The organism is Bacteroides sp. MSK.20.82 (genome assembly GCF_019052485.1).
Lineage (GTDB): Bacteria > Bacteroidota > Bacteroidia > Bacteroidales > Bacteroidaceae > Bacteroides > Bacteroides thetaiotaomicron.
Map to the genome: position 1 here is coordinate 66,849 of NZ_JAHQUN010000023.1, position 15,952 is coordinate 82,800.

At 45.4% G+C, this 15,952-nt stretch carries 10 protein-coding genes; 4 read left to right on the forward strand and 6 right to left on the reverse strand.

What is annotated here, in order from left to right:
- Nucleotide 1: 1 nt before the first annotated feature.
- From KTR07_RS17650 to KTR07_RS17665, 4 genes are all read right to left on the reverse strand, one after another.
- Nucleotides 2-3,331, reverse strand: a complete 3,330-nt coding sequence (locus KTR07_RS17650; RefSeq protein ID WP_217315469.1) for a TonB-dependent receptor — start codon at nucleotides 3,329-3,331, stop codon at nucleotides 2-4.
- Nucleotides 3,332-3,665: 334 nt separating this feature from the next.
- Nucleotides 3,666-4,589 (reverse strand): PD-(D/E)XK nuclease family transposase, encoded by a 924-nt coding sequence (locus tag KTR07_RS17655; protein ID WP_103878169.1) that lies wholly within the window; start codon nucleotides 4,587-4,589, stop codon nucleotides 3,666-3,668.
- Between the two features lie 71 nt (nucleotides 4,590-4,660).
- Nucleotides 4,661-5,407: a nucleotidyltransferase family protein gene (locus KTR07_RS17660; RefSeq protein ID WP_181981962.1), complete on the reverse strand. Its 747-nt coding sequence runs from the start codon at nucleotides 5,405-5,407 to the stop codon at nucleotides 4,661-4,663.
- Nucleotides 5,407-6,837, reverse strand: coding sequence for a phosphotransferase (locus KTR07_RS17665; RefSeq protein ID WP_008762096.1), 1,431 nt, complete (start codon nucleotides 6,835-6,837; stop codon nucleotides 5,407-5,409). The genes KTR07_RS17660 and KTR07_RS17665 overlap by 1 nt, the downstream gene beginning before the upstream one ends.
- 131 nt (nucleotides 6,838-6,968) lie before the next feature.
- Here KTR07_RS17665 and KTR07_RS17670 point away from each other — a divergent pair, with 131 nt between their 5' ends.
- Both KTR07_RS17670 and KTR07_RS17675 read left to right on the forward strand, forming a co-directional pair.
- Complete coding sequence (locus tag KTR07_RS17670; protein WP_055299265.1) at nucleotides 6,969-10,934, forward strand: two-component regulator propeller domain-containing protein; 3,966 nt, start codon at nucleotides 6,969-6,971, stop codon at nucleotides 10,932-10,934.
- 37 nt (nucleotides 10,935-10,971) lie between these two features.
- The gene (locus tag KTR07_RS17675) at nucleotides 10,972-12,501 is read left to right on the forward strand and encodes an arylsulfatase (protein WP_117981530.1); all 1,530 of its coding nucleotides are present in this window, start codon (nucleotides 10,972-10,974) and stop codon (nucleotides 12,499-12,501) included.
- Between the two features lie 275 nt (nucleotides 12,502-12,776).
- Here the strand turns inward: KTR07_RS17675 and KTR07_RS17680 are convergent, their stop codons facing one another.
- Entirely contained in the window at nucleotides 12,777-12,926 is a 150-nt protein-coding gene (locus KTR07_RS17680) for a hypothetical protein (RefSeq protein ID WP_162838073.1), read from the reverse strand.
- Between the two features lie 156 nt (nucleotides 12,927-13,082).
- On the opposite strand from KTR07_RS17680, the gene KTR07_RS17685 reads away from it, so the two are divergent.
- Both KTR07_RS17685 and KTR07_RS17690 read left to right on the forward strand, forming a co-directional pair.
- Nucleotides 13,083-13,709, forward strand: coding sequence for a BT4734/BF3469 family protein (locus KTR07_RS17685; RefSeq protein WP_055230271.1), 627 nt, complete (start codon nucleotides 13,083-13,085; stop codon nucleotides 13,707-13,709).
- Between the two features lie 65 nt (nucleotides 13,710-13,774).
- A complete protein-coding gene (locus KTR07_RS17690) occupies nucleotides 13,775-15,622 on the forward strand; it encodes a DUF3987 domain-containing protein (protein WP_048697666.1) in 1,848 nt (615 codons plus the stop codon).
- Between the two features lie 199 nt (nucleotides 15,623-15,821).
- Here the strand turns inward: KTR07_RS17690 and KTR07_RS17695 are convergent.
- Nucleotides 15,822-15,952, reverse strand: a 131-nt coding sequence (locus KTR07_RS17695) for a DUF4248 domain-containing protein (protein ID WP_117578336.1), incomplete at its 5' end; no start/stop codon positions are given.

A 15,952-nucleotide genomic window follows, 5' to 3' on the forward strand; every position in this document is an offset into this window, starting at 1 on the left:
ATTAAAATGTAAAATCAAGTCCAAATACAAAGTTCCGGTTCATCGGATACACTTTACCGTTACCATTTTCTTTAGCCGGAGAAGTCAGTCCCGGTGCAGATTCATTGCTACCGCCTGCCCAGGTATTCGCCTGATTCAAGGTTTCAGGATCAAACTGCTTGGGCAACTTTGTTATCGTAAATAAGTTGTCACACGTGAAATATACTTTTAGATTTTCCAGCCCTATGTTACGAAGCATTCTCTTATTAAAAGTATAAGATACCATCAGATTCTTCATACGCATATAAGCCGCATTCACCAAATATCGGGAAGTATTATAAGCAGAGTTGGCCTGAAAATCCGGTTTATTGAACTCAGTAAGTCTAGGCAGATAACCATTCGGTTGATCAGCACTAAAATAATCAAGATGTTCTTTAAAGAAGTTCTTTCCTCCGAAAAGGTAAGTACTTCCAGCCAGCGGGAAATCTCTTTTGGCAACCCCCTGGAACAAGGTGGACACTTCAAATCCTTTATAACCCACATTCAAATTAATACCGAAAGAATATTTAGGAGTTGCATTACCAATAACCCGCAAGTCACCATGATCGCTTAATGTTCCTTTACCCGGATCTACTTTACCATCGCCATCTACATCAAGATATTTCAAATCACCGCGTTGCCACTGGCTATCCGGTTTGAAGAAGCTAAGATCCACTGTTCTTAGATAATCATCAATTTCGCGGTTGCTCATAAATAAGTCATCAGCACGATATCCCCAGATTTCACCAATATCCATACCTTCATAATATCCTTTGTTTGATGGCAACCCAGTATGGTTATTAAAGATGAGTCCTTCCGGGTTGTTATATTTGGTAACAACAGCTTTGTAATTGAATAGATTAAAACCTACACCATAGCTGAAACCACACTTCAACTGGTCATGCCAATTGACAGAAAGCTCCCAACCACGATTTCGTAAAGTTGCATTGTTTACTTTGGCACGATCAGCATTTGCAATACCCCCGATAGATGGAATAGCCTCTGCCGGTCCGATCATATCACGTGTGGTACGCTGATAGATATCCGCCGTGATAGAAAGACGGTTATCCAGCAACATCAAATCGAAACCTAAGTTGGCATTATCCACCTTTTCCCAAGTAATATAAGGACTGACCATTTTCGGAGTTTTGGCTATCGTACCTTGAGTAGGTGTAGAACTGATACCCGGAAGCAACCATGCATTAGGGTCAGCCGCCACAAGTGGCATCACTCCGATATAGTCATAATATCCGGCTCCGTTCTGATTGCCCAGACGACCATAAGAGACACGTACTTTCAACTGAGAGAATGGTAATTCCAATTTTTGGAAGTAATCGGTACGTGCAATATCATAACCAGCAGAGAAAGAAGGGAAAAATCCCCAACGATGTCCCGGAGCAAAACGAGAAGAACCGTCATAGCGCCCACTAACCTCAAGGAAATACACATTCTGATAATTCCAATTCATACGGGCATAAGCACCCATTGTAGCCCAATGTGTACGATTATCACCGGCATAAAGAGTTCCATTGGCATTGGCAAATGAAAATATATCATCACTTAACATTCCATCTTTATAGGTATATCCATCAGAATTTTCCTGCACTTCCATCTGGAAACCTGCCATTGCCTTGAAAAAATGTTCTCCCCATTGATGCGTATAAGAAGAAGATACGTTCGGGGAAAGATAATAATTGAAGGCATCCCCGCGGGTATATGAACCCCATGTAGAGTTTTTCCAGTGCATTCCCGGATATTGATAGCCCTGCGTATTGCCAGTCACGGTGTACAATTGTTTATTGGGGTTTTCATAAATAGGAGTTCCCCGTTCGAAGCTGTTCTTCTCCACATCCAGACGGACTTTCATTTCACCGACAATATCCCATCCCTCCAATGGAGTAATAACAGCAGAAAAAGACATAGCATCCGAAATACGATTCTGATTGTAACGGGATTGCTTCATACGCAAGAATTCATTCCAATCCGGAAGATTATATTCCGAATCAACAGGAAGAACTGTCGGACGATTAGGAAAAGCATTACCTACTGTACCATAAAAAATAGTCTGATTAGCCAACGGACGCTTGATTATGTTCAGAGTCATATTATTATTGAAATTGAATTTCAACCATTCATTCGCCGTTATCTGAAATTTAGTATTTATATTATATTTACTCAAATTATCCTCTACCTGATCCAGCAAACCTTCCTGATAGGTATATCCCATACCAATGTAATAGTTGAATTTATCAGAACCTCCTGTTATATTCAAGTTATGAGAATGGCGGATAGCAGATTTCTTAAAATAATAATCAAACCAATCAGTATTGGCATATACCGCATCCTGAGAACCGGCCCATCCTGTTCCCTGCTGATTAGGTTCTACACCCGGAAATTCTGCTGAATAAGGATTAGCCATAAAACCTTTCATCTTCTCGATCAGCTGATCAGAAAAAAGACGCTTCACACCCATGTTATCATTACGTTCATTTACATAATGAGCAAACTCCAGGGAGTTCATCATTTCAGGCATATTAATAGGAGAACTGAAGCCGACTGTTCCACGGTAAGTAATACGTGTCTTTTCCTTCTTACCGCTTTTTGTTGTCACCAATACCACACCATAAGCTGCACGAGCACCGTAAACAGCAGACGCAGAAGCATCCTTCAGTACACTGATACTGGCAATATCGGCAGGATTCACATTCTGCATACTCTGTTCTACACCGTCCACCAGTACATAAGGTTCACCACCATTAATAGAACCGATACCACGAATATTAAATTTAATCTCTGCTCCCGTTTCACCACCGACACCACTCGCCGTAGCATCAGAAGCGAAATTCAAACCTGCCACATTACCTTGTAGCGCACTGGTCAAATCGGTTACAGGACGGTTAACAATAGCTTTCTCATTGACAGTAGCTACAGCAGCCGTAATGGTATTACGTTTTTGCTTATCCATACCTACTACAACGACTTCATCAAGTACTTTTGAATCTTCTTTCAGCACAAAACGATTACCTTCCAGTTTTGTCACCTTTACTTCGAGCGGAGAAAAACCGACATAAGAGATAGTCAATGTGTTTCCAACTTTTCCTTTTATAGAGAAATTCCCGTCAATGTCGGTTATAGCACCTTCTTGCGTTCCTTTCAACATGACCGTGGCTCCGATAACTGTGTCGCCTTTATCATCCACCACTTGTCCTTTAATCATTTGTTGCTGCGCAAACGCTCCTGAAGGAAATAAAAGGAGGAGCATCAGAAGAACAACAAAGTAGCTTTGTTTTTTCATAAGCTTCTTTTTTTTCATAATACTACAATTTAATAATTAAAGATACTAATTTATTAGCTAACAAAAATAAATCCCAATACAATTAAGATTCGAAAGTTCTCACCAACTCATTTAAATAGGTAGGACTTTCGGCAACAAAAATAGGCACAAGCCCGAAAAGCGATGTTCTAAATTCACTATTTCGCCTCCAATTTTGTCTAAAATAGTCCATTTCACCGCATTTTTCATGGTGACAGACATTATCAGACAACTTTCGAGACAAAAGAAGAAAGGCGGTAATATTCATTTCCGAATATCTCCGCCTTTCTTCTTTGTAAATTATATACCTAAATATATTGGCTATCGTTTTGAATTAAATTTTCTTTACTTCATCAACTGTCAAACCGGAAGATTTAACGATCACCTCTACAGGGATTCCTGCCTTTTTCAAATTACGGGCAATCTGGATCCGGGCCTCTCTTTCTCCTTCTGCACGACCTTCCGCAATACCCTCAGCACGTCCTTCCGCACGACCTTCGGCACGTTCTGTGAAAATGTTATCTCTCAAAATCACAATATTATCCAAATGCCGGTAATACGCATTCAATTCTTCCTTCGTCATCCGGTCAAGTTTCAGCCTTTGGCGGGCTTCATTCAGTCCAGGAGCTGTAGCAGTATCCGGAATATCTCCTGTATTCAAATAATAAATCCATTCTTCAAGAGGACTTTTGGCTACCTGGTTAAAATCATTCACCTTCAATATATAGTACTCCGGATATAACTGGCTTACGCTATCCACTTTGAAGGTCTGTTTTTGAAAAGGAGTCAGTTCCAGAATATCCCCTTGATGGATGCCACGAAACTCCGTTTTACCATGATAAACAAGATCCTTGCCGCAGCCTAAAGAGAAATATACGATATTGACACTGTATACTTTACGGACTTGGTCATACCCTTCTCCACGATTGATATATTCGGTTACTAACTTAGAAGCTCCGAAAAGCATACGTTGAAAATAGGCGTATTCATTATTATTCTGAACTTCAATCAAAATCAGTTCACCTTTAGAATTCTCAGCAAGCATATCCACACGGTTATACTTATCGAACTCATCTTCCTGATTACTTTCACTTTCCAATAACTTCTGAATCAAGATTGTTTCACCCAGAAGAGTAGTCAAAAGGCCTTCGAGTACGGCGAAATTGGCTTTATTACGCAAAAGGCGTTTCATCGCCCAATCGAAACGAATATAATTACTTGGCATAGGTTCGTCTCCTTTCTCTGTTTCTATTTTCATAATAACAAAGGTACACGAAATATGTTAGATTCCAAAGCAATATGTTTATATTCACAAGCGTTTCTTTTCTATCATCCTAATCTTTTCACAAACTCTTCCGCCCGTGCCAACGTCTCCGGCTTGCCGATATCAATCAGTTCCAGCTTTTCCGTAAGATAACCGCAATAATCCGTTTGCCCGCAGGTAGCCAGATAAAAGTCCATAATAGAGAACTTGCCTTCCCAGCACGGCACTTCCATCAACTGGAAGACAGCAGGCGAAAAAACATGGATACCGCTAAAGGCATACTCTCTATACAGCGACTCATCATATAGGAAACCTTCGGGCCTCACCTGTCCCGTATCTTTGTTGATCCATCCGCGCAATCTTCGTTCCACATCAAAAAGCAGATAACGGGAAGTTTTACGGCGACTGGCGAGCAAGGTAGCTACACTTCCGTTCCGCAAATGAAAGTCATACAGTTCTTTCAGATTCATATCCGAAAGAATATCCACATTATGCACAAGGAAGGGTTCATCGGAATTTTCAAAGAATCGACGGGCTTTTCTGATTCCTCCCCCCGTATCGAGCAGCAGGTCCCGTTCGTCGGAAATATGCAACGTCAGTCCGAAATCATTGTTAGCTTTCAGAAAATCAATAATCTGCTCACCGAAATGATGGATATTAATCACTATTTCGGTAAAACCGGAAGCTTTCAGTTTCAAAATCACATGCTCCAGCATCGGACGTCCGGCCACGGGAACAAGGGCTTTGGGCATCGTATCGGTCAGTGGTTTCAGCCGGCTACCCAACCCGGCTGCAAATATCATTGCTTTCATTACACAGTTGCCTCAAAAGTACGTTCTATATTCTGTTCGCGGTGCACCAGCTCCACTTTCACGCCAAATTTGCGGTTCAGGTGCTCTGCCAGATGCTGCGCCGAATAAACCGAACGATGCTGTCCTCCGGTACAGCCGAAGCAAACGGACAAATTACTGAAGCCACGTTCCATATATCGCTTCACCGAAGCATCTACCAACGCATAGACAGAGTCGAGGAAACGGAGAATTTCACCATCTTCTTCGAGAAAACTGATCACCGGTTCGTCCAGTCCCGTGAAAGGTTTGTAGCGTTCGTACTTACCGGGATTGTTCACGGCACGGCAGTCAAAGACATAACCGCCGCCATTACCGGTAGGATCATCGGGAATCCCTTTCTTATAAGCAAAACTCATCACTTTGACGGTAAGCTGCCGTTTCTTGAGATCGTCGGTGAATTGCTTGAGTTCGGTAAGTTCGCGTAGCACATTGCAAAGATACGGGTATTCAGGGTACGCTTCTTTGAGCAAGTCACGCAGGTTCTGGATAGCAAAAGGAACACTCTGGATAAAATGAGGTTTCTTCTCAAAATACCCCCTGAAACCGTAAGCTCCGAGCACTTGCAACGTGCGGAAAAGAACAAAATGACGAAGCTGACTATAGAAATAGGGCTCGTCGATAGGCTGATATTTGCGCAGGGCATCGATATACTCCTTCAGCAATTCCTGACGGAGACTATCGGGATACTTCGCCTTTGCCTGCCACAGGAAAGAAGCGACATCATAATAGAACGGCCCTTTTCGTCCCCCCTGAAAGTCGATAAACCACGGCTCACCGTCTTTGATCATCACATTGCGGCTCTGAAAATCGCGGTACATAAAAGTAGCGGAAGAACTGCGCAGCAGCACATCACTCATCTTCTGAAAGTCGTCCTCCAGTTTATCTTCCTGAAATTCCATGCCGGTAGCCTTAAGGAAACAATATTTGAAGTAATTCAAATCCCAAAGGATAGAACGCTGATTGAACTCCGGCTGCGGATAACAACGGGAAAAGTCGAAGCCGTCGGCTCCGGCAAACTGTATGGCAGGAAGCAAACGGACCGTCTTGCGGAGCAACTCTTTTTCCTCTTCGGAAAATACGCTGGTAGCACGTCCTTTCTCGATTGCATGAAACAAAAGGGTATCTCCCAAATCTTCCTGAAGATAGTAACTCTTATTTTCGGAGACGATATGAACTTCGGGTACAGGCAGGCCGGACTTGCGGAAATGGGCTGCCATATAAAGGAAAGCATCATTCTCCTCGACAGACGTGCCACATACACCGATCAGGGTTTTCGCACCTGTCAGCCGGAAGTAGCGGCGGTTGGAACCGGAAGATGGTAATTCTGTTATATTCTCTGCGGGAACTCCCGTATATTCCTGATATAGTTTCTGTAGTTCTTCGGTAATCATAGTCGTACATTTTCGAGCAAAGATAAAGATTATAGATAAATTAATATCATCTTTGCTCAAAACTCTATATCATTTTATTCAATATTCATCCGAATGTATTATCTTTGCTTCTGTTTACTCGACCTAATTCAATGAAAGCAAGACTCTATATCGTCCTATGCATCGCATTTATTACACAAATGGCCGGTGTCCTTCCTTTACAGGCGGGGCATTACTATTACAAGCAGATTTCTCTGAAAGAAGGACTACCTTCCACCGTCCGGTGTATCCTTACGGATGAACAGGGATTCGTGTGGATAGGCACCCGCTCCGGTCTGGGACGGTTTGACGGCCACGAACTGAAGAAATACATCCATCACGCAGACGATCCGCATTCGCTGCCTCACGACCTCGTCCTTCAGATTGCAGAAGACGAACAATACAATATCTGGATCTTGACTGATAAAGGGGTGGCACGCTACCAACGGCAAAGTGACGACTTCTACCTGCCAACCGACGAAAAAGGAAAGAACATCACCGCATATTCCACCTGCCCTACCCCAGAGGGGTTATTATTCGGAGCCAAAAACAAAATTTACTTTTACAGCTACCGGGACGGTTCTTTCCGCCTGCTGCAGGAATTCGACCAGACACCGGATTTCAGAAACTTCAATATCACGATACTCAGCCTTTGGGATGAAGAAACTGTACTCTGTTGCAGCCGCTGGCAAGGGCTACTCCTGCTCAACCTGAAAACCGGAGCATACAGCCGCCCGCCTTTCGACTGCGGAAAGGAGATTATGAGCATGATCATCGACTCGAAGAACCGGATATGGATTGCCCCCTACAATAACGGGCTCTACTGTTTCGACCGGAACGGAAAACAACTGGCATCATACACCACCCGCAACTCCTCGCTGAGCAACAATGTCATACTCAGCCTTGCCGAACGGGAGAACAAACTATGGATCGGAACGGACGGAGGCGGTATCAACATCCTCGAACCGGAAACCGGACAGCTTTCCCTGCTGGAACACATCCCCGGCAGAGACAACTATTCGCTCCCCGCCAACTCCATCCTCAGCCTCTACAACGACCGTAACAACAATATATGGGCAGGAAGTATCCGGAACGGACTGATCAGCATCCGCGAAGTGTCAATGGTGACCTACACGGACGTAGTGCCCGGCAACGACCGTGGACTGAGCAACAACACCATCCTCAGCCTCTATCAGCAGTCCGACGATAAAATATGGATCGGAACAGACGGAGGCGGAGTCAACCTTTTCAATCCTCTCACGGAGAAGTTCACCCATTATCTCTCTACGTGGGAAGACAAAGTGGCATCTATCTGTCAGTTCACTCCCGACAAACTACTGATCTCGCTCTTCTCACAGGGAGTATTCGTCTTCAATCCGTCTACCGGAGAGAAACAACCGTTCACAATCATTGACGACGAAACGACCACCCGCCTCTGCAATCGGGGAAAAGCGGTCAACCTGTATCAAAACAGCCCCGACAACGTGCTGCTGCTCGGCGACCACGTCTATCAATACGACCTGAACAAACGCACTTTCCGGATTGCCACCGAACAGGAGGGACAGGACATTATCGGCGCCCTTCTGCCCATCACCAATCACGAAGACTATACCTATCTCAACGATACGAAACGTATCTACCAACTGGACAAACGGAACAACCGCCTGACGTCTCTGTTCCGTTGCTTCAACGATACGGTCATCAATTCCGTTGCGCGTGACGAATACGGAGACTTCTGGATAGGAAGCAACTACGGACTGATCCACTATAATCCCGCTACCAAAGTACGTACTCCCTTTACCACCACGCTATTCACGGAAGTAACGCTCATCGTGTGCGACCAACAGGGAAAAGTATGGTTCGGAACGAATGACATGCTTTTCGCATGGCTCATCAAAGAAAAGAAATTCGTACTGTTCGGCGAATCGGATGGTGCCATTCAAAACGAATATCTTTCCAAACCCCGTCTGCTGAGCAGCCACGGAGATGTCTACATGGGCGGCGTCAAAGGACTGCTGCATATCAACAGCAATCTGCCGCCGGCTACTTCCGAGCTGCCCAAACTGCAATTATCGGATGTCATCGTCAACGGAGAATCCGTCAACAATGAACTGTGCGGTGACCCGACCGGAATTTCCGTTCCCTGGAACAGTAATATAAGTATCCGTATCATGTCCAAAGAAGAGGATATCTTCCGGCAGAAAGTGTATCGGTATCAGATAGAAGGGCTGAACGACCAGCAGATCGAATCGTACAACCCGGAACTGGTCATCCGCTCGCTTCCGCCCGGCGATTATCAGATTATGGCTTCCTGCACAGCAAAGGACGGCAGCTGGATTCCCAGTCAGCAGATACTGGAACTGACCGTACTCCCTCCCTGGTACCGCACATGGTGGTTCACGCTGGGCTGTGCCTTGTTAGTAACCGGAATGATTGTCGAAACTTTCCGGAGAACACTGAAACGAAAAGAAGATAAGTTGAAATGGGCCATGAAGGAGCACGAGCAACAGGTGTACGAAGAAAAAGTACGTTTCCTGATCAATATCAGCCACGAACTGCGTACTCCACTGACACTGATCCACGCTCCGCTCAGCCGCATATTGAAGTCCTTATCCCCGGCAGATACCCAATACCTGCCGCTGAAAGCGATTTACCGGCAGTCTCAACGAATGAAGAATCTGATCAACATGGTGCTCGATGTGCGCAAGATGGAAGTGGGAGAAAGCAAACTGCTCATACAGCCTCACCCGCTCAACGAATGGATCGAACATGTATCGCAAGATTTCGTCAGCGAAGGGGAAGCAAAGAATATACAGATTCATTACCGGCTCGATCCACGCATCAAAATAGTGAGTTTCGATAAGGACAAATGTGAAATCATTCTGAGTAATCTGCTGATCAATGCACTGAAACACAGCCCGCAAGACACGGAAATCACCATCACTTCAGAACTGCTGCCCGAAGAAAAAAGAGTACGCATCTCCATTACCGACCAAGGTTGCGGATTGCAGCAGGTAGATACACAGAAGCTCTTCACCCGTTTTTATCAGGGCATGGGCGAACAGAGCGGAACGGGCATCGGCTTGTCTTACTCCAAGATTCTGGTGGAACTGCACGGCGGCTCCATCGGCGCACGGGACAATTCGGAATCGGGAGCCACCTTCTTCTTCGAACTACCGCTGAAACTGGAATCGGAAGAGATCATCTGCCAGCCCAAAGCGTATCTGAATGAATTGATGAGCGACGACAGCGGCAAGCAGTCACAAGAGGAAGACAGCTTCGCCACCGCTCCCTACAGCATTCTGGTGGTAGACGACAATCCCGACCTGACGGACTTCTTAAAGAAAGCACTGGGAGAATACTTCAAACGTATATTGACTGCCTCTGATGGTGTAGAGGCACTTCAGCTTATCAAAAGCCATACTCCCGACATCATCGTAAGTGACGTCATGATGCCCCGCATGAACGGATATGAGCTTTGCAAAAACATAAAGGAAGACATTGCGATCAGTCACATCCCCGTTATCCTGCTGACGGCAAGAGACGACAAACAAAGTCAGATGAGCGGCTACAAAAACGGTGCAGACGCCTATCTGACCAAACCGTTCGAAGTGGAAATGCTGATGGAACTGATCCGTAACCGACTAAAAAACCGTGAACATACCAAGAAGAGATATCTGAACGCAGGACTGATCCCCGCTCCGGAAGAAAGCACCTTCAGCCAGGCAGATGAAACGTTCCTGCTCAAACTGAACAAGATCATTCAGGAGAATCTGGACAGTAGCCGATTGGATATTCCTTTTATCTGCAAAGAAATCGGCATGAGCCGGGCCTCTCTTTACAACAAACTGAAGGCACTGACGGACATGGGAGCCAACGACTATATCAATAAGTTCCGGATGGAGCAGGCAATTCTACTGATCACCGGCACGGAAATGTCATTTACGGAAATTGCGGAGAAAGTGGGATTCACTACTTCCCGTTATTTCAGTACGACCTTCAAGCAGTACACGGGTGAAACACCGACTCAATATAAAGAGAAACATAAGAGAGAGACATCAAAAACGATTAATCAATAAAACCCCTAATATATAAATTTCTTAACACATTATTTTTATGAACTACAAATTATTTTCTTTAGTAAGCGGTACGCTTATTCTTTCCAGTCTGTCTGCCAGCGGACAGAAAAACAACACAAAGCCGAATATCCTCTTCATCCTCTGCGATGACATGGGATATGGCGATCTGGGATGCTACGGTCAGCCATTCATCCGCACCCCCCATCTGGATGCGATGGCAAGCGAGGGTATGCGCTTCACACAGGCATACGCAGGAAGTCCCGTCAGTGCTCCTTCCCGAGCTTCATTTATGACAGGACAGCATACAGGACATTGCGAAGTACGGGGCAACAAGGAATATTGGACGAATGCATCCACAGTGATGTATGGCAACAACAAAGAGTTCTCGGTAGTGGGTCAGCATCCTTATGACCCCGATCACGTTATCCTGCCCGAGATAATGAAAGAGAACGGATATACCACCGGTATGTTCGGCAAATGGGCGGGAGGTTATGAAGGTTCCTGCTCTACTCCGGACAAACGCGGGATAGACGAATATTTCGGCTATATCTGTCAGTTCCAGGCCCACCTTTACTATCCTAATTTCCTCAACCGTTACAGCAAGGCATTAGGTGACACAGGCGTAGTACGTGTCATCATGGACGAGAACATCAAGTATCCGATGTATGGTGCCGATTATCAAAAACGCCCGCAATATTCGGCGGATATGATTCACCAGAAAGCAATGGAATGGCTGGATGAGCAGGACGGCAAACAACCGTTCTTCGGAGTGCTGACTTATACCCTGCCCCATGCGGAACTAGTTCAGCCCGAAGACTCTATCTTAAATGAATATAAAGAGAAATTCAATCCTGACAAGAGCTACAAAGGCAGCGAAGGATCGCGATACAACGCGATCACGCATGTACACGCACAATTTGCAGGAATGATTACGCGACTGGACTACTACGTCGGAGAAGTACTGAAAAAGCTGAAAGAGAAAGGACTGGACGAGAATACACTGGTCATTTTCTCCAGCGACAACGGCCCTCACGAAGAAGGCGGAGCTGATCCTACATTCTTCGGCAGAGACGGTAAACTGCGTGGCTTGAAACGCCAATGCTATGAAGGAGGTATCCGTATCCCATTTATCGCCCGCTGGCCGGGACGTGTACCTGCAGGTACAGTGAACGACCACATCTGCGCTTTCTACGACCTGATGCCTACTTTCTGCGAGATCATCGGCGAAAAGAATTACGTAAAGAAATATGCGAACAAAGACAAAGAAGTAGATTACTTCGACGGCATTTCCTTCGCCCCGACATTACTGGGAAAGAAAAAGCAGAAGGAACATGACTTCCTTTACTGGGAATTTAATGAAACAAATCAGATTGGCGTACGCATGGGAGACTGGAAGATGGTAGTAAAGAAAGGGATACCTTTCCTTTATAATCTGGCAACGGACATTCATGAAGACAACAATGTGGCCGACCAGCATCCGGAGATTGTAGAAAAAATGAAGGCAGTTATCTTTGCACAGCACACGCCTAACCCAAACTTCTCCGTTACACTACCGGAGAAGAAATAAGGTAATAAAAGTTTATCATTTAGGCACAGATTTCGCGGATTACACGGTTTTTAGTTACTCAACTTTAAAACCGTGTAATCCGCAAAATCCGTGCCTGACTGTTATCAATAACCGAATAATCCGCTATTGATCCGAGAGTTTACGTACTGATTCTTTTTCTTCCTCCCGTCTCTTCCTATACCGGATATACCGCAGTGACCACTCATGCATTTTCTTCAGAAACTCCTCTTCTGTGAGCGTATCATAGTAATAATTAAATATACGCTCGTAATAGTTCAAACACTTATCATCCCTTTTTTTAGCATTTCGTAAGTTTCCTTACTCATGCCTATAGCTTGACACATGGCTGAAACAACCACTTTCTCACATTTAAGTACCTCTTCGATAAAAAGGCCGAATGCAAAATGATGATACTCTTTTTTCATTTTTTCTTGTTTTAAACGTTAATAATGATTTAGTTGTTATAAAAATATTCACATTAGTTCGGATATGTCCGAACTGCCGTTATATCACTTTATCCTAATTTTGCGCTGCGTTTCAAAAACAGAACCGCATTATTAAAAGAATTAACGATAAATGTTATGACAAACAATTTCAGAATGTCTTATTTCATGCCCCCGATTGCTCCCATCAGGAACGAACAAGGACAAACCGTTACACCCGCCACACTCACTCCCTTCTGCGAAGTTTCGGTCGAACAGGTATATCAGATGATCACCTGCAACGAAAACCTCAAAGCACTGACCGAACAAGTACGCGGTGCCGGAGACCTGCGAATGGCAAAAGCCTCTTTACTCCCCTACGTAACCCCATGCGGCACATTCATCCGCCGGAGTAGTAAATTCTTCGCATCGCCTTCCGGGCTCGTAGTGGTAGATATAGATAACCTCGACTCCTATCAGAAAGCCGTGGAAATGCGTCGTACACTGTTCGACGACCTTTTCCTCTGTCCCATACTTACATTCATCAGTCCCAGCGGCCGGGGCGTGAAAGCATTCGTACCTTATAGCAAACTCTACGCAGACGATCAGACACGGAACGTAAAAGAAAGCATAAACTGGGCAATGCAATACATAGAAATAACCTACGGATCAGAAATGGACGACTCCACAGAAACTCCGCCAAAAGCTGTAGACACCTCCGGCAAAGACATCGTAAGAGCCTGTTTCCTCAGCCACGACCCACAAGCACTATTCAGAGAGTATTAAATTATAATCACGAATGATCAACTTCAATTGTCAATTATCATTTGTCAATTGTCAACTCCCCAAAAATGACCAATATTGAATCTTTACGCCTCATCACTGAGGCAGTCGAAACGGCAGGTGCCGACATTGCACCCTCTTACGCCGAGTACGTACAATTAGCATTCGCCATCGCAACAGACTGTGGCGAAGCAGGACGTGAGTTTTTTCACCGCCTGTGCCGGATATCCGCCAAATATCAGCGCGAGCATGCCGAACGAATGTTCTCCAACGCCCTCATGAAGCAGCATGGAGAAATACATCTGGGAACGGCCTTTCATCTCGCAGAATCAACAGGAGTGAAAATCTGCCGGGAGGAAGTTATGAACAGCCGGAAAAATGCAGAAAATGCACTAAATGCACCCTACAATTTCTCCACACACAGGCGCGCGTATAATAAGGTGGAAGAGGAAGAAAACGACAACGACGAAAACACCAACGCTTCCGAAGAACTCTCGACAGACAGTGATCCTCTACAACCGCTGCCTACTTTCCCCGAAGCAGACTGGCCTAAAATCCTGATGCTCATTATGAGCTATGCCACCTCTCCTACACAACGGGACATACTCTTGCTCGGAGCACTGACCGCACTAGGAGCTACGATGGAACGCTATGTGAGATGTTCCTATTCCGGAAAATACCAGTCTCCTTGTCTGCAAACCTTCTTTGTAGCCCCTCCTGCTTCGGGTAAAAGCGGACTTTCACTTATCCGCCTGCTCGTAGAACCTATTCATGACAAAATTCGCCAACAAGTGGACGAAGAAATGAAAGCCTACCGGAAAGAAAAGAAAAACTATGAGTTGCTGGGCAAAGAACGTGTCAATACAGAAGCACCTCAGATGCCTCCCAACAAAATGTTTCTTATCTCGGGCAACAACAGCGGCACCGGCATTCTGCAAAATATCATGGACGCTAACGGAACAGGACTCATCTGCGAAACCGAAGCGGACACCATCGCCTCCGCCATCAGCTCCGAATACGGGCATTGGAGCGACACGCTCCGCAAAGCCTTCGACCATGACAGACTGTCCTACAACCGACGTACCGATCAGGAATACCGGGAAGTAAAGAGAATCTTTCTTGCCGTCCTGCTTTCGGGGACACCCGCACAGGTGAGAGCCCTCATCCCGTCGGCGGAGAACGGACTTTTCTCCCGCCAACTGTTCTACTACATGCACGGCATCTATACATGGGCTGACCAGTTTGCATGCGGAGAGATAGATCTGGACGAAATCTTCAGGTCCATAGGCAGGGATTGGCAACTAAAGCTGGATATACTGAAAGAACACGGCATCCATACGCTTCGCCTCACCGACGAGCAGAAAAAGGAATTCAACGCTCTCTTCTCCGATTTGTTTTTCCGTTCGGACATTGCCAACGGCAACGAAATGAGAAGTTTCATAGCCCGTCTGGCTGTCAATATCTGCCGCATCATGTCAACGATAGCCATGTTACGGGTGTTGGAAATCCCCCAACCCTATCAGCTTAAGAGTTCTGACAGATACGCTCCCGTTCCGGACAAGGAAATTCCCACAGATAACGTCAAGGACGGCATTATTACCCGTTGGGATATAACTATCACTCCTGAAGACTTTAAAGCTGTTCTTGGGCTTGTAAAGCCTCTCTATCGGCATGCCACGCATATATTATCTTTCCTTCCATCTTCGGAAATCCCACACAGGGCCAATGCCGACCGTGACGCCTTCTTCGATGCGCTGGGTGACGAGTTCACCCGTACACAGTTGACGGAACAGGCTACAGCTATGGGAATCAAACCCAACACCGCACTCTCCTGGCTGAGACGTCTCGTAAAAAAGGGACTCTTTGTCATGAAAGAAAAGGGGACTTACGTACGCGCACGTGTGTGCGTGTGTTAGGGATGCCCCGTAAAAGTGCATTTTTGCATCGGTTGATAACTTTGCGTCATAGGGATATAACGTTTTGTAGAAGCTAAAGCACCGCTTTAGATACCATAAAGCTATGCTTTAGAAGTCGTAAAGCATAGCTTTAACCAATACAAAACGCCCCTCGCAGTCTCCAACACTTATTACCTGTTACCTAATACTTATTACCTGCTCATGGTTCTCCCAGCGCATCCACGATTGCCCTCACCTCCAACGGAGTGTAAGAACGGTGCTGCGGCTGATAACCCAAATCGGACAGGCGTTCCTGAAGACCGGGACAGCGGACAATCCATTTATTCATTT